A 19,726-nucleotide genomic window follows, 5' to 3' on the forward strand; every position below is an offset into this window, starting at 1 on the left:
ATAGAAATTTTCTTGATACTGTTCATCTTTCTTCTCCTGTTTAGTTTTAATTGCTTTTAACACTGCTCTTACCACTGCTGCGACCAACCTATCGCACAATCCAGAAAAACGTTTTACGCATCAACGTCTATTCCGCATTTGATCAATCCAGACTGTCAGCAAAATAACCACGCCGATAATGATTTGCTGGATGAAACTGGACACGCCATTCATGTTCAATCCGTTACGTAAAATACCGATCACAAAAGCACCAATCGCCGTGCCCGAAATCGATCCGATACCGCCGATCAAAGAGGTACCGCCAATCACTGCACTCGCGATGGCATCTAGCTCGTACATCACGCCCTCATTCGGTTGCGCCGTCACCAATCGCGACATCAACACGCAACCTGCCAGACCCGCAAGCGCGCCTGAAATGACATACGTGGAAAGCGTCACACGAGCGACGTTGACACCAGACAATCGCGCTGCCTCTGCGTTTGATCCGACTGCGTAAATATGGCGGCCAAAAGTGGTCCGGCTTAACATGATCGAGACCGCCACGGCGAGTATCACCATGATGATGACGGGATACGGAATGCCTGGAAACACCACATCCGGAAAGCCACCTGCCGTTTCACGCACAACCCGAAACAACGCGCCATTACCTAGCACGCCAAAATCATCGCCAAGTCCCGATACCGGGCGGGCACCGGTAATTTGCAACGCAACCCCACGCGCTACCAACATCATGCCGAGCGTCGCAATGAACGGCGGCAGTTTCAGACTAGTAATAAAAAACCCATTGATCACGCCGCAAAATGCGCCGACCAAAATACCTAGCAACATCCCCAACGGCACCGGCACGCCCGCCTTCACCGCCAGTGCGGCAGCGACGCCAGATAGCGCTAACACTGATCCGACACTAAGATCAATGCCGCCAGTAATAATCACGCAGGTGGCACCGATACCGAGATAGGCAATGGAGGTCACTTGCAGCGCCACGCTCATACCGTTGTTCATCGAAAAGAACGCACTGCTAGTCAACGAAAAGGTGATGCAAAGCGCAAGCAAACTGCCCAGCGCTGCAAATTTTTGCATCAGATCTTTTTGCTTTTCATTCATTTTTTTGTCTCCAGACAAGTTCTATTTTTTGTTGAGGACAACTGAAAAATTACCCTCTATTTTTTCTAGTAAAGCGTGTGAATACTGTCCACTATGTTGCAGTTCGACCTGAAGCGAAATGCATTATTTCTTCTTGCGATGTTGCCTTGCTAGACAAAATTGTTGCGATTTTTCCTTCATGAAATACCGCCACCCGATCAGTCATTCCAAGAATTTCTGGCAGTTCGGACGTAATCATGACGACGCCAATACCATCGGCAGCCAGCTTGTCCAGCAATTGATAAATAGCGAATTTAGCGCCGACATCGATGCCACGCGTCGGCTCATCAAAAAATAGAATTTTTGATCCGCGATACAGCCATTTACTGATCGCGACTTTTTGTTGATTTCCGCCGGAGAGGTTTTTTACGATCTGATGGCAGGACGGCGTCTTGATATCTAGCGCCTGAACATATTCTTTGGCGATCCGTTCTTCCTGCGCAAATTGGATGAATCCAAACCGATCGGACAAAGACGCCATGTTGGTCATCGAAATATTATTTGCCACTGACATTTTGATCAGCAAACCATCCTTTTTGCGATCTTCGGACAAGTAAGCAATGCCCTGCTTAATCGCGTCTATCGGCGAGTTAATAACTACCTCGGACTCGCCCAGATAAATTGCGCCGCCACTGATCGCGTCCGCGCCGAAGATGGCGCGTGCAACCTCTGTCCTGCCCGCTCCCATCAAGCCCGCAAAGCCCAGAATTTCTCCCCGATAGAGGTCAAAACTGACTGGGCCGAAAACGTCTTTTCTGGTTAAGTCTTTGACTGACAGCAAGATTTCTTCAGTAGGGATTGATGTCCGTTCAGGGAATTTACTATCGAGCGAACGCCCGACCATTTTCGACACGATCTGATCGACGCTGATAGTGGAAAAATCATCGGTACTAACATATTTACCGTCCCGCATCACCGTAACGCGATCAATGATGTGCACCATTTCATCAAGGCGATGCGAGATATACACAATCGAAACGCCGTCGTTTTTTAGCGTATTGATGATCTTGAAAAGCTGCTCAGTTTCGCTTTCGGTCAACGACGATGTTGGCTCGTCCATAATCAATACTTCTGCATTCAGCGACAACGCCTTGGCAATCTCAACCATTTGTTGTTGTGCCACCGAGAGCGATTTCACCAGATCGGTCGGTTTAATCTGTAACTTAAGCTGATCGAGAAAAAACTGGGCATCGGCACACATTTTGGCGTTATCGATGAACCAGCCCTTTTTCGGCTCACGCGCCAGGAAAATATTTTCCGCCACCGATAAATGCGGCACCAGATTCAATTCTTGATGAATGATCGCGATACCGACTGTCTGCGCTTCCATGCTGGACGCGAACTGGCAGGTATTCCCCTTATAGAGAATTGTCCCTTCGTCGGGCTGAAATACGCCGCTGATTACTTTCATCAGGGTTGATTTCCCCGCGCCGTTTTCTCCGCAAACCGCGTGCGCCTCACCTTTTTTCAGATCAAAACTGACCTTATCCAGCGCCAATACGCCGGGGAAACGCTTGGTGACATCGCTAAGAGAAAGGATGTATTCCGGGATAGGGGAAGCCAGCGGGCGGTTGACCGTTTCGGCATTAATTTCTAGCTGCATATGTTTTTGCTTTCCCCGCGCCTGCCACACTTCGTCGGTTTAATATGTTTAATAAACCAACGAGGATAAATAAATAGCGGATCCAGAGTCCTTCTGGCATCCGCTCTTCCCTCTCAAAACGTGTAGAACGACAGCACTCGTTTGTTATGTTTTGGGCCTACGTTCACCCAAAAAATCGATCTAAAGCCATCTTCCTGCGTTTGGTTTTATAAATATATAGAACCGAAAATCCAATGTCAATAAATATTCATGCTGCAATGCCGCAGCTTTTTGGACGACGGATTAGCGGAACTGCTTAAAATCCGGGCGACGTTTCTCAAAGAAGGCGGTAAAAGCTTCTTTGGCCTCCGGCGCTTTCAACATCGCGCCAAAATGATTGATTTCCTGCGCCATTTGCACTTCGACCGTGGCAGTCTGTGCGCCCTTCATCAATTGTTTGGTAATGCGAATCGAAGCCGCTGGCAGAGCGACCAGCTTGGCTGCTTGCGCCTGTGCAAAGGCAAGTAACTCATCGGCTGGCACTATTTTATTTACCAACCCCATTGCGTGCGCCTCGATTACGTCGAACGGTTCACCCAACAATAATTTTTCAGCGCCCCGTTGATAGCCAGCGAGTTGCGGAAACAACAAACTTGATGCAGCCTCAGGGCATAAACCAAGCTGCGTAAACGGCATCGAAAATCGCGCATTGTCTGCTGCATAGACCAAATCGCAGTGCAATAGCATAGTGGTGCCGATTCCTACCGCAGCGCCTGCCACCGCAGCGACCAGCGGTTTGCTGGCATGGCTGATCTGCCAAAGAAATTGAAATACCGGACTGCTTTCGCTATTCGGGGGATTCTTCAAAAAGTCTTCGATGTCGTTACCCGCACTAAATATTTGCGGCTGGCCGACGAACAAAATCGCGCGCACTTCCGCATCTGCTTCTGCGTCTTTCATTGCGTCAACCATGGATTGATACATCACTGCGGTAAATGCGTTCTTCTTTTCCAGACGATTAAAAGTAATCGTCAAAATGCCATTTTCCTTGCTCGTCAAAATATCCATATTTATCTCCAGTAAAGCAAAAAAATAAAGGTCAATCGGGTCATCTTAAAATCGCCTCAGATGACGAAATCTTCACCCATAAAAAAGCCGCACAGCAATCGCGGTACGGCTTTTTTGATGCCAATGCACGATAGTGACCGGATTACATCCGCTCAAAAATACCTGCGGCGCCCATGCCCGTACCGACGCACATTGTCACCATCCCGTATTTCAGATTCTTACGGCGTAATGCATGGATAGTCGTGGCTGCGCGGATCGCACCGGTCGCGCCCAACGGATGACCCAAAGCAATCGCGCCGCCCATCGGATTGACCTTGGATGGGTCCAGCCCCAAGTCCTGAATCACCGCCAATGCTTGCGCCGCAAACGCTTCGTTCAACTCGATCCAATCCAGTTGATCTTGCGTAATCCCCGCTGCGCGCAACGCTGCCGGAATCGCTTCTTTTGGACCGATTCCCATGATTTCAGGTGGAACGCCACGCACCGCAAACGATGCGAAACGTGCCAGCGGCGTCAGATTGAATCGCTTCAGGATTTTTTCGCTGACCAGAATCAATGCACCCGCGCCATCCGACGTTTGTGAACTGTTACCGGCGGTGACGCTGCCTTTAGCAGAAAACACCGGCTTCAATTTAGCCAGCGCAGCCAACGTCGATTCAGCTCGCGCACCTTCGTCGCGGCTGACGGTACGGGTGCTGGTATCGATCTGTCCGGTCGCCAGATTAGGGAAGCGCTCGATGATATCGACTGATGTAGTCTCATCATCAAACTCGCCCGCCAATTGCGCGGCAATCGCCTTTTGATGCGATTGCAACGCAAATGCATCTTGCGATTCACGCGAGACTTTCCATTGCTTGGCGACGTTTTCCGCAGTCAAGCCCATGCCATACGCCATGCCAATATTTTCATCTTTGAAGACGTTCATATTCACCGATGGATGGAAGCCCATCATTGGCACCATCGACATCGATTCGGCACCGCCAGCAATCATCACATCAGCCTGACCGACACGAATCCGGTCAGCGGCCATTGCAATAGCAGTGATGCCTGAGGCGCAATAACGATTGACGGTGACGCCACCAACAGTGTTCGGCAAGCCAGCCAGCAACACGCCGTTACGCGCCATGTTCAGGCCTTGTGCGCCTTCAGGGAATGAGCAGCCGATGATGGCATCTTCGATCAGCTTCGGGTCCAGATCAGGCACCTGCGCCAACACTGATTGCAGCACACGCACCAACAAATCGTCAGGGCGCGTGTTCTTGAACATGCCACGCGGCGCTTTGCCGATTGGGGTACGGGTAGCGGCAACAATGTACGCATCTTGTAGTTGTTTGGTCATTTAAATCTCCGTTATTAGTTGCGGACCGGTTTGCCGGTTTGCATCATGCCCATGATGCGCTCTTGGGTTTTTGGATGATTCAGCAATTCCATGAAAGCCTTGCGCTCCAAATCCAGCAACCATTGTTCATTGACGACGCTGCCCTCTTCGACTTCACCGCCGCAGACGATCTCAGCAATCATGCATCCCAGTTTATAGTCATGCGCCGAGATAAAACCACCGTCACGCATGTTTACCAATTGCGCCATGATGGTCGCGATGCCGCTGCGACCGACGACTGGAATCAACGCTTTTAAAGGCGGACGATAACCGGCGTCAAACATCGCACGCGCCTCAACCTTAGCGACATGCAGCAATTCGTAGGCGTTAAAGACGATGACATCGCTGTCCTTCAGATAGCCCATTTTCTTGGCTTCCAAAGCCGATTTCGACACATTTGCAGTGGCAGCATTCAGGAACGACGATTTGAGGAATTGCAGGATGTCATTTCCGTTGGCGTCATGCGCAGCGCGCAACGCCGCTTCTTTCAATCCACCACCAGCCGGGATCAAGCCAACGCCGACTTCCACCAGACCGATATACGATTCAATCGCCGCCACACGTTTCGATGCATGCAACGCCAATTCGCAACCGCCGCCAAGCGCCAGACCGGCCACAGCCGCCACTACCGGAACGCTGGCATACTTCAGGCTCATGAAGGCTTGCTGCAATTGGGCAACCATCGGCTCAATCGCTTTAACGCCGCCAGACATGAATAACGGCAACATCGATTGTAGATCGGCACCGGCCGAAAATGCGCCGCCATTGGCTGCATCTGCGTGCCATAACACCAAGCCCTTGAAGTTCTTTTCAGCCTCGGCGATTGCCATATTCAGACCGGCGATCACGCCCGGTCCGATAACGTGCAATTTAGTTTTGAACGAGATGATCAGGACTTCGTCGTCTTGATGCCAGAGGCGCACAGATTCGTCTTCAAATACGGTCGTGCCAGCAGTGCTACCATCAGCGACGCCTTCGCCAACTAGTGGCGCGCGGAATACCTGACGCTGATACACCGCCAGATCAGAGCGTGCAACGTTGGCTTTCTTGGCCGGAGAATAAGAACCTTCGGCAGTGTGCACACCGGTGCGGCCATCGAATACCCATGCTGGCAACGGCGCGTTGCATAACGCTTTACCGGCTTCGATATCTTCTTTAACCCAACCGGCAATTTGTTGCCAGCCAGCAGCTTGCCAGATTTCAAACGGACCTACGCTCCAGCCAAAGCCCCAGCGCATCGCGAAATCGATATCGCGGGCATTGTCAGCAATCGACGCAAGATGGATAGCGATGTAATGAAAGCCATCACGGAAAATCGACCACAGAAATTGTGCCTGAGGATTGGTCGATTCACGCAGCGCCTTCATGCGCTTGACCGGATCTTTGTCTTTCAGAATGCGTGCGACCAGATCATCGGCCTTACCGCCGCCAGTGACGTATTCGCCTTTGACTGCGTCAATCCGCAAAATATCTTTGCCAACTTTTTTGTAAAATCCTGCGCCGGTTTTCTGACCCAATGCGCCCTGCTCAATCAGCTTTGCCAATAGTGGTGGCGTGGCATAGACGCTGTAGAAAGGATCGTCTTTCAGACTGTCTTGCATCGTCTTAATAACATGGCCCATGGTATCCAGCCCGACGACGTCTGCGGTGCGGAAAGTACCCGACTTGGCACGGCCCAGTTTAGCCCCGGTAAGGTCATCGACAACGTCGACCGACAGACCGAATTTCTCAGCCTGATGCGCAGTCGAAAGAATGCCGAACACGCCAACGCGATTAGCGATGAAGTTAGGCGTATCTTTGGCGCGTACAACGCCTTTGCCCAGCGTGGTAGCAAGGAAGCCTTCTAACTGATCCAGAATTTCCGGCTTGGTGGTCGCGGTAGGAATCAGCTCGACCAAATGCATGTAGCGCGGTGGATTGAAAAAATGCACGCCACAAAAGCGAGCTTTCAATTCTGCGTCAAAACCTTCTGATAAACCAGTGATCGACAGACCCGAAGTGTTGGAAGCAAAAATCGCATTCGGCGCAATATGCGGCGCGACTTTCTTATACAGATCATGCTTCCAGTCCATGCGCTCGGCAATCGCTTCGATGATCAAATCGCACTCTGCCAACTTGGCGATATCGTCTTCGTAGTTACCGACTTCGATCAGCGCAGCGTCATCTTTATTGCCTAGCGGGGCCGGGCTGAGTTTTTTTAGATTCTCAATGGCGCGCAAGACGATGCCATTCTTTGGGCCTTCTTTGGCTGGCAAGTCAAACAGAATGACCGGAACTTTGGCATTCAGGCAGTGCGCAGCGATTTGGGCGCCCATCACGCCGGCACCCAGTACGGCGACTTTTTTTACGATGAAATTGGACACTGTTGTCTCCTTAATTAGCAAATCCTGATACGAAAAATGCACAGCGGGAACGGTGTTCTACTGTGCATCAATATTTAAAACAGATCAGCATCTAACGCCATGAGGCTGGCCGAACCAGAGCGCGCCTGACGAATCAGCATCGCCGTTTCTGGCAGCAAACGCGCAAAGTAGAAACGGACTGTCGCCAGTTTTGAAATATAAAATTTATCGCCGCTATCTTGTTTTTCCAACGCGATCTTGGCCATTTGTGCAAAGAAATAGGCATATACCAGATGACCGACGACGCGCAAATAGGGCACCGCGGCGGCACCGGCCTCATCTGGATTCTGGAATGCTTTCATACCGATTTCCATGGTTAACTTGGTGACCTTATCACCTAAATCGGCCAATGGTGTGATGAACTCGGATAATGCTTCGTCCGTGCCATTTTCTTCGACGAATGCCTGAATCTTCGCGCCGAACTTTCTCAGCTTGGCACCGTTATCCATTAAGACTTTGCGACCCAGCAAATCCAGCGACTGGATCGTGTTAGTGCCTTCGTAAATCATGTTGATGCGGGCATCGCGCACGTATTGCTCCATGCCCCATTCGGCGATAAAACCATGACCGCCGTAGACTTGCATACACTCTGAGGTGGCGACCCAGGCATTGTCGGTAATAAACGCTTTGACTACCGGCGTCAGCAACGCTACTTCGTCCGCGGCGTCTTTACGCACTGCTTCGTCAGGATGATTTAGTTCTTTGTCGATTTGCAGCGCAAGGTAAGTACAGAACGCGCGACCGCCTTCTGCGTAGGCTTTTGCCGTCAACAACATACGGCGCACATCAGGGTGAACAATGATCGGATCGGCGGCTTTATCCGGGGCTTTGATGCCCGACAGACTGCGCATCTGAATCCGGTCTTTGGCGTATATCAATGCATTTTGATACGCTACTTCAGTCAGGCCAAGACCTTGCATGCCGACGCCAAGGCGCGCTGCATTCATGAACACAAACATGGCGTTCAAACCTTTATGCGGGCTACCGATGATCCAGCCGGTAGCGCCGTCGAGATTCATCTGGCAAGTTGAATTGCCGTGAATGCCCATTTTTTCTTCGATTGCACCGCAAGTGATCGGATTGCGCTCACCAACCGAACCATCTGCATTGGGCAGAAATTTCGGTACCAGAAATAACGAAATGCCTTTCGAGCCTTGCGGTGCATCAGGCAAACGTGCCAGTACCAAATGCAGGATATTGTCGGCCATGTCGTGCTCACCGGCTGAGATGAAAATCTTGCTGCCAGTGATCCGATAAGAGCCGTCAGTTTGCGGCTCTGCCTTAGAACGCAGCATGCCGAGATCGGTCCCGCAATGCGCTTCAGTCAGGCACATTGTGCCAGTCCACTCGCCCGATACCAGCTTCGGCAAATACAATGCTTTTTGTTCTGGCGTACCGTGTTCAAGCAGGCATTCGTAAGCGCCGTGCGACAGACCGGGATACATGGTCCACGCTTGATTGGCGGAATTCATCATTTCGTAGAAGGCGTTGTTCATCACCAACGGTAAGCCTTGGCCGCCAAATTCTGTGGCGCAAGAAAGCGCGGGCCAACCAGCTTCTACGTACTGTTTGTAGGCTTCTTTAAAGCCTTTCGGTGTAGTAACGGACTTGGTTGTTTTGTCGTGATGACAGCCTTCGCGATCGCCAGAATGATTCAACGGAAACAAGACTTGCGAAGTAAATTTTCCGCCCTCTTCCAACACCTGATTAATGATGTCGGCATCGATTTCTGCGTGTTTCGGCAATTGCTTCAGCGTATCTTCTACACGTAACAACTCGTGCATGACGAATTGCATATCTCGCAGTGGCGCGACGTATTGACCCATGGTGCTCTCCTGATTAGTTTTGTCAGACTGCCTTGTGGACAGTAGATTTTTGATGCGATGACGAAGTCTTTTTGCCGACTTCCGTGTATTGTTCCGAAGGATTGCTGTGATAGCTTTGGATCAGACGATCAAAGGCTTTTTGAGCGCGCTCTTCACTTCCGGCTTTTTTGAGGAATCGGGCATCATGATGCAGACCCAAAATTAACCCGTACATTTCATAGACCAATTGCTCTGCATCGGTATCGGCGCGTAAATGGCCAATCTCGACTGCCTGTAGCACGCAGCGGTGCAAGGCTTGTTGCCAGGTCCGTACCATCGACACCAGCTGATCACGAATTTCCCCCGGGCGATCATCGTACTCAACTGCACCGCTAATATAGATACAGCCAGATGAAATTTCGATCGTGACTTGTTTGATCCAGCGCCCAAACATGCCACGCAGACGCGGCAGGCCTCTTGGTTCCTTGATGCTTGGATAGAATACTTCTTGCTCGAAATGGCGGTGATACAGCTTGACGACTTCCAGTTGCAAATCTTCGCGGGACCCAAAATGCGCAAAAACCCCGGATTTGCTCATGCTCATTTTTTCAGCTAACAAGCCTATCGTGAGTCCTTCCAGGCCGTCGCGGCTGGCAAGGCTCAGCGCAACATCCAGAATAGCTGCACGCGTAAGCTCCCCTTTTCGCATAAATTTGGCGGGGGTGCCGATGATTAAATGTGCCACAATAATCTGTCTTTCAAGTCATGGTTTTAATGATACGGCGATAGAATAATGCGAACGACCGTACTATTATGCACCAGAAAAACACTCTGTAACATGACTTAGAGGGCAAATTCTAGTGAACCGGATTGCCCCTCGTTTGACTCTCTCAAAATGAAAAAACCGCCTGCGATTTCTCACAGCCGGTTTTTTTGCTTCCTCGAGGCATGCGGACCTGCAATACCTTAATCACGCTTCAACAAAATCCTAGACTCCCAGACTTTAGGCAACCTGCTCGATACCCGCCAAAGTCCATCCGCCCTGACCGTTGATAGGCTTGGTCAGATTCCAGATTTCATTGAATGGCTCTGCCAGCTTGGTCGGATCTTCTTTGATCATGCCGGAGAATTTAACGCCCGCCATGTAATCGCTGCCGATGGTTTCCAGACCGAGGAATTCGGCGTCGATGGTAATAACGTCGGTATTGTTAGCAGAAGCACCACGTTCTTGCAATTGCATTTTCAGCTCGGCAAACATTTCCGGCGTCGTGAAATCACGAATATCCTCGATATCTGCTTTATCCCAGGCGGCTTGCAAACGGATAAAGTTGGTTTTTGAATGACGCACAAAACCAGCTACATCGAAATCTGCTGGCACTTCAATCGCATTGTCAGCGTTAAATTGTCCTGCGTTAGTGCTACCAAATTGCGCGCCGCCAAATGTCGACCCGGCAGTGCTTGGCGCGTCAAATGTTGTCTTTTGCACTGGCTCAAGCCGTGAAGCGATTGCCGGGGTGAAACTGGCGTTGTGCACGTTATTTGACGAACCGGCAGCGGAAAACGCTGGCTTCATGCCGTTGTTATTGCTGTCCATTTTTTTACGAAACATACGGTAGATGAACAACCCTGCTACTGCCAGCAATCCGACCATCAACATGGTGCTGATCATACTGGCCATCGCGCCGCCGAGTCCCATGCTCGACAATAATGCGCCTAAGCCCAAGCCCAACAACGCGCCACCCAACATGCCCTTCCATGGGCTGGATTTAGCTGCTGCGGCCGCGCCGCCTGCGGCTGCAGCAGGCGGTGCCGCCTTGGCTGCCGCCTGATTTTGCGCCGGGGTCGCTTGTTGACGGTTCATGCTTTGCGATTTTTTACCGAACGAGCTGCCGCCGCCCATCCGCTTCGCCTCGACCGTTGAAACACCAATTGATAACGTCATCGCAACGACGATCAATGCCACAAACATCTTCTTCATGCTTACTCCTGAGTTTTAAAAACGGTATGAAATAGGGCCACACCTGCCGAAACAATCCTGACTTTCTTGCCTGAATGGAAACACCAGACACGGACAGCGAAATCAGGCCAAAACCTTACAATTAATTATTTAATATGCATTGCCTGAAAGTAACTACCAAGCAAACTCACGCTTCGCTAGAAAACTTTGGCGCGCTACCAATGACTATGTAGCGTCGCCAGATGCCCCTTAACGAAGGCAAAAATGCGCGAAAAATAGCTTAAATCAGGACTTATTGTGAGCAGGCGAGTTACCGGTGGCAGATTTTGTAGTCGTCATCTGCCAGTAAGCTCTGCAACATCCGCGACTTAGTGCGGAACGCAGTGATCGGCAACACGCTTATGCGCGAGGCGGAGGAAAATCTACAGGAAGGAAAGGCGGTTCACGCACGTTATCGTTACCGTGCGCGAGAGTCAAAGAAGGTAAATTTGGCGCGAAATGAAAAGCATGCGCGGGGACAGTTTCGTCACCAAGATCGGCATGCAAGCTCAGGTCGGTTGTATCGTCACCGAATGAACAACAGTCATTGGTGTCATCGATTTGCTGCGCCATCAAATCGACAGCGACGTGCAATTGTTGCTGTTGCAAAGAGACAGCCTTGCTGTGCTGCGTATGCAGCAATTGCTGGACATGAAGCGCAGAAAATCCTTTTGGCGCGTCCGTCCCGCCCGCAAATACTTGCAGGGGCAGTAAGAACATCAAAAAGATTATGAGCGAACGCATCATGAATAAGGGCAATCACAGTTTAAAGGCGTAATGAGCACGATTATACCAAAGGCGGCTCCAAACCGCCGAGAAACACAAGCCTTCCGTCGCACTTGCGGTCAGGTCGCCACGTTGTCAACAATTCTGTTCAGGTCATAGCGCAATGCTTGCCGCTACCCCTAAAACGCCATAGACTACAATGGCAACTAAAGCACATATTTAAAGTCGATCAAGTAAAAATATAAACATATCGCCTGAAATAATCATCCTTGGCGCAATATCGCGATCTGGGAGGCTATCGGAATTATGGGAGCGTAAATCCGACAGTCTTCTAAACGCTCACATACAGCGCCCACAGGTCACAAGTATCTAAAAAGGCAACTTAGCCATGCGCATTTTACTCGCTGAAGATGATAGTGTTTTAGCCGACGGGCTGACCCGTTCTTTGCGCCAGTCCGGTTACGCAACCGATTGCGTATTGAACGGCGTGGAGGCCGATTCGGCATTGTCTACGCAGGATTTTGATTTATTGATCTTGGATCTGGGCTTGCCCAAAATGGCCGGTCTGGAAGTATTACGGCGGTTGCGCGCCCGCAATTCGCGCTTGCCGGTACTGATATTAACGGCCGCCGACTCAATCGAACAACGCGTTAAAGGACTTGATCTGGGCGCCGATGACTATATGGCAAAGCCCTTTGCCCTGTCCGAACTGGAAGCCCGCGTGCGAGCACTGACGCGCAGAGGTGCCGGCGGCGGCCCGACGGTGATTAAACATGGTCCGCTATCCTACGATCAGGTGGGCCGAATTGCCTATATCAGCGATCAGATGCTGGATTTGTCGGCGCGCGAAATCGGCTTGCTGGAAGTATTGCTGCAACGCACGGGTCGCTTGGTTTCTAAAGAGCAGTTGGTCGATCATTTGTGCGAATGGGGCGAGGAAGTCAGCAATAACGCGATTGAAGTCTATGTGCATCGCTTGCGTAAAAAAATCGAAGTCGGCGGCGTACGCATTGCGACGGTGCGCGGACTGGGTTATTGCCTTGAAAAAATCGCCGAAGCGCCTGCCGCGCCAATCACGCCTGTCACGCCCTTCGCCGCCTCTAATCCTAGCTGATTTCGCCCATGCTTGACGCCGAACCAGCACGACCCATGACGGCGAAGGCGTCGCCCGACCTGCTTTCCGGACAGGACCAAAATGCCCCGGATAGCGCGTTCGATCCCAGCTTGATGATGGAAACTGAATCCAAAGAACGCATTCAACGCTCTCTGTTTGGCGAAATTCTAGACTGGATGCTGGTGCCGCTGCTGCTGCTGTGGCCGATGAGCATTGCGATTACGTATCTGGTCGCAAAGTCGATTGCCAATCAGCCTTTTGACCGTGCGCTGGACGACAGCGTGACGGTATTATCCCAACAGGTCAGCCAGACCAATGGCAAAGTCGTCACGCGACTATCGGGTGCGGCGCGCGATTTCTTGCGTGCTGACGATATTGATAATGTCTATTTTCTGATCACAGGCCCCAAGGGCGAATACGTCGATGGCGACAAAGAAATGCCCGCGCTCGCCCCGGAAGAAGATCCACCCCACGCTGGCACGGTGCAATTTCACAATGGATCGATGCATGGCACAGACGTGCGGGTTGCTTACACTTATGTCGATCTGCGCAATGATACGGCCAGCAACGGTAACGATCAGAACGCGCCAATGGCCTTGGTGCAGGTCGGGGAAACACTGGAAAAACGCGCGCAATTAGCCAACGAAATCATCAAGGGTGTGATCCTGCCGCAGTTTTTGATCCTGCCGATTGCGCTGGCGCTGGTCTGGTTTGCGCTATCACGCGGGTTATCGCCGCTGTCAGAGTTGCAGCAACGGATACGCGCCCGCCGGCCGGATGATTTAAGTCCGATTGATTCCGGTCAAGTGCCAGAGGAAATTTCACCGTTGGTACGCTCGCTTAACGACATGCTGGCAAGGCTGTCGCATACGATACAAACCCAGAAACGGTTCATTGCCGATGCCGCGCATCAAATGAAAACACCGCTAGCCGGGATGCGAATGCAGTCCGAGTTGGCGCTGCGTCAAACGGACGGACAAGATATCCGCCGCTCATTGGAACAGTTGGCCAAGAGTTCAGATTCTGCAACGCGGCTGGTGAATCAATTGCTGTCTTTAGCCCGGGCAGAAAATCAAACGCAGGAAAACACCTCGCTGAGCTCGATTGAAATCTCTGACCTGGCACGCGAGGTCGTTGGCGACTGGGTTCAGACCTCATTTACGCAGCGGATTGATCTGGGTTTTGAAGAGGCGGACCGCCGCCTGATGGTCACGGGCAACCCGATTATGTTGCGTGAATTAATGCGCAATTTGATCGATAACGCCTTGCATTACACCCCGCCGGGCGGCCACGTCACGGTGCGCATCCGCGCCAGCGAAAACGGCGATGAGGCGATTCTGGAAGTTGAAGATACCGGCCCGGGCATTCCTCCGGCAGAGCGGCAACGCGTATTTGAACGCTTCTATCGCATCCTCGACAGCAATCGCAGCGGCAGCGGTCTGGGGCTGGCCATCGTGCGAGAAATCGCGCAGCAACATGATGCCGAGGTCGCTATTCTTTACAATCCACGCAGCGAAAATCCCAAACTTCCGGGCAGCCTGTTCCGTGTCACCTTTAAGCTGACACCGGCTCTCAGCCCAAGAGCGGAGTATCGCTAAATGCCCCCAAAATACGTCCTATCGACTGCAAATAACTATCAACCTACGCCATTTTTACATCTCGGCGATACAAGCGATGCTATTCAAATGGCACCTGAAAGCAAACCGACTGCCGTTCTTTGCAATCTAAACTAAGACTAGCTCACATTGACCATGCCGCCATCCGCCCTTCAAAATACCGCCGCCAGCAACGCCCGACATTGGCGCAGGACAAAAACGCTGACGTTTAGCTTGATGCTGATCTGGGTGCTGGTCACGGTCTTTGTGATTTTTTTTGCGCGCGAATTATCGAGTTTTACCGTGTTTGGCTGGCCGCTATCGTTCTATATGGCCGCGCAGGGATTAGTCGTAATTTATCTCATCATCGTGGCCGTTTATACCTGGCAAATGGGGCGTTTTGACCGGGATGCAGGGATCGGCAAGACCGCACAGCATCCTCACTCGCCAAAGCCATCTCAGACGACCTCATCCGACCACGCGCTTAACAATGAAAAATAAATCATTCTTATCGCGGCTTACGCGTTACTACAGTTGGTATACCGCTGGTTTTATCGGCTTTTTGATTATTTTGGCGATTCTGGAAAACGAAGGTTTTCCGCGCTCATGGATCGGCTATCTATTCATGTTTGCGACGATCGCGTTATATGCGGGGATCGGCGTCGTTAGCCGAACATCAGACGTCTCCGAATATTACGTTGCCGGACGCCGCGTGCCGGGGATATTCAACGGGATGGCGACCGCCGCCGACTGGATATCGGCAGCGACGTTTATTAGCCTGGCGGGTGGCTTGTATTTGCAGGGTTTCGATGGCTTGGCCTATATCATCGGCTGGACCGGTGGCTATTGTCTGGTCGCGCTGATGATCGCGCCGTATTTGCGCAAATTCGGTCAATACACTATTCCCGACTTTTTGGCGGCGCGCTACAGCGGTCGTTTTGGCGGCAAATATGGCGGCAACCCCGTCCGTATTTTGGCCGTGATCGCGACAGTATTGATTTCCTTTACCTACGTCGTCGCACAGATTTACGGCGTCGGCCTCATCACATCGCGCTTCACTGGCGTCGATTTTTCGGTCGGCATATTTCTCGGTCTGGCAAGCATTCTGGTGTGTTCGTTTTTGGGCGGCATGCGGGCGATTACCTGGACGCAGGTCGCGCAGTACATCATCATCCTGTTTGCGTATTTGATCCCGGTGATCTGGCTATCGGCCAAGCATACGCATAATCCGATACCGCAATTTGCCTATGGCTCGGTCATGATGCAATTGGGCGACATCGAAAAGACGTTGAGCGATGATCCTAAAGAATTAGAAGTGCGGCGTATTTTCAAAGAACGGGCGGCGATCTATGACAAGCGTCTTCAGGACTTGCCACAATCCTGGGCGCAAGGCCGGATGGAAGCCCAACGTCAGCTAAAAATCTTGAAACACAGCAGCGAAACTTCTCTGATTGATATTCGTGCCGCCAATCGAAAATTAAGCGACTATCCCAAATCACCCGATGAGGCCAGGCAACGATGGACCGAGGCCAAAGCGCTGAATCTGGCGCATGCTGATCCTCCCACTCCGCAAGCAACGCCTTTTCCTGGCAAGGATAAAGAAGCGTCGGATATCAAGCGCAACAACTTTTTGGCGGTGGTCTTTTGTTTGATGCTGGGCACGGCCGCGCTGCCGCATGTGTTGATGCGCTACTACACCACGCCATCGGTGCAAGAAACCCGCAAATCAGTATTTTGGACGCTGTTTTTTATCTTACTGATTTATCTGACCGTGCCAGCGTTGGCAGTGCTGGTGAAGTACGACATCTACACCTCGCTCGTGGGTACGGAATATTCCCATCTGCCGAACTGGGTCTCGTACTGGGCGAATATCGACAAAACTAATCCGTTGGTCAGCATCATTGATCTGAATCACGACGGCATTGTGCAGCTATCGGAAATTACGCTAGACGGCGACATGATCGTACTGGCAACGCCCGAAATCGCGGGACTGCCGTATTTCATTTCGGGACTGGTCGCTGCCGGTGGTCTGGCGGCGGCGCTGTCTACCGCCGATGGTTTATTACTGACGATCTCCAACGCGTTATCGCATGACGTGTACTACAAAATGATCGATCCGGCGGCCTCGACCCAGAAGCGCGTGACGATCTCGAAATTGCTGTTGCTGGTGGTGGCGCTGCTGGCGGCATATACCGCATCGTTGAAACCCGGGGATATTTTATCGATGGTTGGCGCGGCATTTTCGCTGGCTGGTTCGGCACTTTTCCCGTCCCTGATCATAGGCGTATTCTGGAAACGGGCGAATCAGCAAGGCGCGCTGGCGGCTATTATTGTCGGCTTCGGCACCTGCGTGTATTACATGCTGCACACGCTGCCTGCCTTTGGTGGAACCGCCGCGGCCCAGTGGTTTCACATCGCGCCGATTTCCGCCGGGGTTTTCGGCGTGCCTGCCGGATTGCTGGCGATGGTGTTAGTCAGCCTGCTGACGCCCCCGCCGGATGCGCGCACGATGGCGTTGGTCGACTATATTCGCGCGCCCTAAGCGAACCCAAAAGCAGACGGATAGCATGGGCAAATTGAAAGAGAAGAATATGACCTATTGGCATAAGAATTGCTTACTGCTTATTCTGACTTTCCTTGCATTGAATCATCATTTCGGTTGTTGCTTTAAGCCCAATCAGGAGTAAAGTTATATCTACCGTGGTTTTACGGGGATAGTGCATTTAAGGTCGCCGAAGACAGCCCATGCGACCACTATATCAACGGTCTCGCTGCCGTTGATTGTCGTCATGGTCATGTTAAATACGTATTTTGCATGAAAGGAACGATGCAATGGATGCGCAAAACACCAATGACCAAGTAGTCCCAAAAACCGCGTTTTCTCACGTTCGTGAGGGTGATACCGCTTTTGAACCGGGTGGATTACGAGATTTTTTCCAATATCGCGATCTCGGCATCAGTGCTGCTACTGGTGGGCAAGTTATTGCCCAGTTGGTACGCGCAAATATCGCCCCCGAAGCAGGCACCGGCTGGCATCGACACGAGGCCAACTTCCATATCGTCTACATGCTTAAAGGTTGGGCGCGTTTCATGTATGAGGATCAGCTAACACTGGTCAACACAGGTGATTGCGTGCATCAACGCCCCGGAATAGTGCATTTTTTGTTCGACTATTCTCCCGATATGGAATACCTGGAAATCGTTAGTCCTGCTGATTTCACCTCGATTTCGGTTCTCGGACCGTGCGAGGTACCAAAGCCAACGCCATGGTTCAGCAAATTAAACGACGGGACCGACTCCCCACTCAATAGCGAATAACACCGCGATCACACTTGAAAGAGTAGCCGCGGTGAGATTTGAATCTCACCCAGAATAAATAGTGCTATTTTGACAATTCCAATATGAGACTGAATAACATCGGCATTGATCGATGCCTTTTAACCACATCGATCAATCAGCCTTTCGATATTTAATCATCAAACAACTGCAAAGCAAAAGTCATGGCAAATTTTTTCGATGAAATGTACACCGACGGCACCAATTTGGCGCGTCCCCATTATGGTGAGTTTTGTAGCTGGCTAGGTCAGCAGTCCGCCGAAACCATTGCACGGAAAAGGGTCGAAGCTGACGTTATTTTTCGCCGCGTCGGCATTACCTTTGCGGTCTATGGCAATGATGCAGGCACTGAACGACTGATCCCGTTCGATATCATTCCGCGCATCATCCATGCCGCCGAATGGACGCAACTGGAAGCGGGGCTGATTCAGCGCGTTACCGCCCTGAATATGTTCATCCATGATATTTATCACGATCAGAACATCATTAAAGCCGGTGTCATTCCCGCTGAACAAATTCTGCGCAATGCCCAATATCGCCCTGAAATGCAGGGAATTTCAGTGGCTTCCGACATTTACGCACACATTGCTGGCGTCGATATCGTGCGTGCCGGTGAAGGCGATTTTTACGTACTGGAAGACAATCTGCGGGTCCCGTCCGGCGTGTCTTACATGCTGGAAGATCGCAAAATGATGATGCGCTTGTTTCCAGAGCTATTTACCCGCCACAAAATCGCGCCGGTCGATCATTATCCCGACATGTTGCTGGACAATCTTCGCTCAGTCGCACCGGTCGGCGTCACCAATCCGACGGTCGTGATCATGACGCCGGGTATGTATAACTCGGCCTATTTCGAGCACGCATTTCTAGCCCAGCAAATGGGTGTAGAACTGGTCGAAGGCAAGGACTTGTTTGTCAAAGACAATGCGGTATATATGCGCACCACGCGCGGACCGAAACGGGTTGACGTGATTTATCGTCGGATTGACGATGACTATCTTGATCCACTGGCATTCCGCCCTGACTCAACCCTCGGCGTACCTGGCTTGTTATCGGTATATCGGGCTGGCGGCGTGACGTTGGCGAACGCGATCGGCACCGGCGTTGCCGATGACAAATCGATCTATCCGTATGTTCCTGACATGATCAAGTTTTACCTGTCCGAAAAACCCATACTGAACAACGTTCCAACCTTTCAATGCCGTAAAAAAGACGACTTGGCCTATACCCTGGCTAACCTCAAAGATCTGGTCGTCAAAGAAGTCCACGGCGCGGGCGGTTATGGCATGTTGGTCGGGCCAGCCTCAACCAAGCAGGAAATCGAAGACTTTCGCGCTCGCGTGATTGCTAATCCAGAAGGTTATATCGCCCAGCCGACGTTGGCATTGTCGGCCTGCCCTACTTATGTCGAAGCCGGGATTGCCCCGCGCCACATCGACCTGCGCCCGTTTGTCCTGTCGGGTAAAACCGTCTCGATGGTACGTGGCGGTCTGACGCGCGTGGCACTGAAAGAAGGATCGCTAGTCGTCAATTCATCGCAAGGCGGCGGCACAAAAGACACCTGGATACTGGAGAAATAAC

General features: G+C 51.5%; 15 protein-coding genes. 6 read left to right on the forward strand and 9 right to left on the reverse strand.

The genetic code is table 11. The features are described 5' to 3' along the window. Nucleotides 1-120: 120 nt before the first annotated feature. The 9 genes from C7W93_RS15960 to C7W93_RS16000 form a co-directional block, all read right to left on the reverse strand. The gene (locus C7W93_RS15960; RefSeq protein WP_108441282.1) at nucleotides 121-1,104 is read right to left on the reverse strand and encodes an ABC transporter permease; all 984 of its coding nucleotides are present in this window, start codon (nucleotides 1,102-1,104) and stop codon (nucleotides 121-123) included. A 91-nt stretch (nucleotides 1,105-1,195) separates the two neighbouring features. Next, nucleotides 1,196-2,746, reverse strand: a complete 1,551-nt coding sequence (locus C7W93_RS15965) for a sugar ABC transporter ATP-binding protein (protein WP_108441284.1) — start codon at nucleotides 2,744-2,746, stop codon at nucleotides 1,196-1,198. Between the two features lie 282 nt (nucleotides 2,747-3,028). Then, the gene (locus C7W93_RS15970) at nucleotides 3,029-3,793 is read right to left on the reverse strand and encodes an enoyl-CoA hydratase (RefSeq protein WP_201747275.1); all 765 of its coding nucleotides are present in this window, start codon (nucleotides 3,791-3,793) and stop codon (nucleotides 3,029-3,031) included. Nucleotides 3,794-3,935: 142 nt separating this feature from the next. Continuing rightward, on the reverse strand, nucleotides 3,936-5,132 hold the full coding sequence (locus C7W93_RS15975; protein ID WP_108441287.1) for an acetyl-CoA C-acyltransferase: 1,197 nt from the start codon (nucleotides 5,130-5,132) through the stop codon (nucleotides 3,936-3,938). A gap of 14 nt (nucleotides 5,133-5,146) precedes the next feature. Continuing rightward, the gene (locus tag C7W93_RS15980; RefSeq protein WP_108441288.1) at nucleotides 5,147-7,534 is read right to left on the reverse strand and encodes a 3-hydroxyacyl-CoA dehydrogenase/enoyl-CoA hydratase family protein; all 2,388 of its coding nucleotides are present in this window, start codon (nucleotides 7,532-7,534) and stop codon (nucleotides 5,147-5,149) included. A 74-nt stretch (nucleotides 7,535-7,608) separates the two neighbouring features. Further along, nucleotides 7,609-9,399, reverse strand: a complete 1,791-nt coding sequence (locus C7W93_RS15985; protein WP_108441289.1) for an acyl-CoA dehydrogenase C-terminal domain-containing protein — start codon at nucleotides 9,397-9,399, stop codon at nucleotides 7,609-7,611. A 22-nt stretch (nucleotides 9,400-9,421) separates the two neighbouring features. Then, on the reverse strand, nucleotides 9,422-10,087 hold the full coding sequence (locus C7W93_RS15990) for a TetR/AcrR family transcriptional regulator (protein WP_108442163.1): 666 nt from the start codon (nucleotides 10,085-10,087) through the stop codon (nucleotides 9,422-9,424). 294 nt (nucleotides 10,088-10,381) lie between these two features. Beyond that, complete coding sequence (locus C7W93_RS15995) at nucleotides 10,382-11,356, reverse strand: Tim44 domain-containing protein (RefSeq protein WP_108441290.1); 975 nt, start codon at nucleotides 11,354-11,356, stop codon at nucleotides 10,382-10,384. A 378-nt stretch (nucleotides 11,357-11,734) separates the two neighbouring features. Beyond that, nucleotides 11,735-12,094 (reverse strand): hypothetical protein, encoded by a 360-nt coding sequence (locus tag C7W93_RS16000; RefSeq protein WP_146177573.1) that lies wholly within the window; start codon nucleotides 12,092-12,094, stop codon nucleotides 11,735-11,737. A gap of 394 nt (nucleotides 12,095-12,488) precedes the next feature. Between C7W93_RS16000 and C7W93_RS16005 the strand changes: the two genes are divergently transcribed. From C7W93_RS16005 to C7W93_RS16030, 6 genes are all read left to right on the forward strand, one after another. After that, nucleotides 12,489-13,214: a response regulator transcription factor gene (locus C7W93_RS16005; protein WP_108441292.1), complete on the forward strand. Its 726-nt coding sequence runs from the start codon at nucleotides 12,489-12,491 to the stop codon at nucleotides 13,212-13,214. 113 nt (nucleotides 13,215-13,327) lie between these two features. Continuing rightward, the gene (locus C7W93_RS16010) at nucleotides 13,328-14,812 is read left to right on the forward strand and encodes a sensor histidine kinase (RefSeq protein ID WP_225869966.1); all 1,485 of its coding nucleotides are present in this window, start codon (nucleotides 13,328-13,330) and stop codon (nucleotides 14,810-14,812) included. 153 nt (nucleotides 14,813-14,965) lie between these two features. Beyond that, entirely contained in the window at nucleotides 14,966-15,310 is a 345-nt protein-coding gene (locus tag C7W93_RS16015; RefSeq protein ID WP_108441294.1) for a DUF4212 domain-containing protein, read from the forward strand. Next, nucleotides 15,300-17,351, forward strand: coding sequence for a sodium:solute symporter family protein (locus C7W93_RS16020; protein ID WP_108441295.1), 2,052 nt, complete (start codon nucleotides 15,300-15,302; stop codon nucleotides 17,349-17,351). Before C7W93_RS16015 ends, C7W93_RS16020 begins: the two co-directional genes overlap by 11 nt. Before the next feature lie 290 nt (nucleotides 17,352-17,641). Further along, nucleotides 17,642-18,127 carry a cupin domain-containing protein gene (locus C7W93_RS16025; RefSeq protein WP_108441296.1) on the forward strand — a complete coding sequence of 162 codons (486 nt, stop codon included), beginning with the start codon at nucleotides 17,642-17,644 and terminating at the stop codon, nucleotides 18,125-18,127. Nucleotides 18,128-18,309: 182 nt separating this feature from the next. Continuing rightward, nucleotides 18,310-19,725 (forward strand): circularly permuted type 2 ATP-grasp protein, encoded by a 1,416-nt coding sequence (locus tag C7W93_RS16030; RefSeq protein WP_108441297.1) that lies wholly within the window; start codon nucleotides 18,310-18,312, stop codon nucleotides 19,723-19,725. The last annotated feature ends 1 nt before the right edge of the window (nucleotide 19,726 follow it).

It is taken from the genome of Glaciimonas sp. PCH181 (assembly GCF_003056055.1).
Taxonomy (GTDB): domain Bacteria; phylum Pseudomonadota; class Gammaproteobacteria; order Burkholderiales; family Burkholderiaceae_D; genus Glaciimonas.

Excerpts from the sequence above, each read along its gene's own strand:
- C7W93_RS16020 (WP_108441295.1), top strand. The coding sequence starts at position 15,300 with ATGAAAAATAAATCATTCTTATCGCGGCTTACGCGTTACTACAGTTGG.
- C7W93_RS15995 (WP_108441290.1), bottom strand. The coding sequence starts at position 11,356 with ATGAAGAAGATGTTTGTGGCATTGATCGTCGTTGCGATGACGTTATCA.
- C7W93_RS15970 (WP_201747275.1), bottom strand. The coding sequence starts at position 3,793 with ATGGATATTTTGACGAGCAAGGAAAATGGCATTTTGACGATTACTTTT.
- C7W93_RS16000 (WP_146177573.1), bottom strand. The coding sequence starts at position 12,094 with ATGTTCTTACTGCCCCTGCAAGTATTTGCGGGCGGGACGGACGCGCCA.
- C7W93_RS15975 (WP_108441287.1), bottom strand. The coding sequence starts at position 5,132 with ATGACCAAACAACTACAAGATGCGTACATTGTTGCCGCTACCCGTACC.
- C7W93_RS15985 (WP_108441289.1), bottom strand. The coding sequence starts at position 9,399 with ATGGGTCAATACGTCGCGCCACTGCGAGATATGCAATTCGTCATGCAC.
- C7W93_RS15990 (WP_108442163.1), bottom strand. The coding sequence starts at position 10,087 with ATGCGAAAAGGGGAGCTTACGCGTGCAGCTATTCTGGATGTTGCGCTG.
- C7W93_RS15965 (WP_108441284.1), bottom strand. The coding sequence starts at position 2,746 with ATGCAGCTAGAAATTAATGCCGAAACGGTCAACCGCCCGCTGGCTTCC.
- C7W93_RS16005 (WP_108441292.1), top strand. The coding sequence starts at position 12,489 with ATGCGCATTTTACTCGCTGAAGATGATAGTGTTTTAGCCGACGGGCTG.
- C7W93_RS16025 (WP_108441296.1), top strand. The coding sequence starts at position 17,642 with ATGGATGCGCAAAACACCAATGACCAAGTAGTCCCAAAAACCGCGTTT.
- C7W93_RS16015 (WP_108441294.1), top strand. The coding sequence starts at position 14,966 with ATGCCGCCATCCGCCCTTCAAAATACCGCCGCCAGCAACGCCCGACAT.
- C7W93_RS16030 (WP_108441297.1), top strand. The coding sequence starts at position 18,310 with ATGGCAAATTTTTTCGATGAAATGTACACCGACGGCACCAATTTGGCG.
- C7W93_RS15960 (WP_108441282.1), bottom strand. The coding sequence starts at position 1,104 with ATGAATGAAAAGCAAAAAGATCTGATGCAAAAATTTGCAGCGCTGGGC.
- C7W93_RS16010 (WP_225869966.1), top strand. The coding sequence starts at position 13,328 with ATGATGGAAACTGAATCCAAAGAACGCATTCAACGCTCTCTGTTTGGC.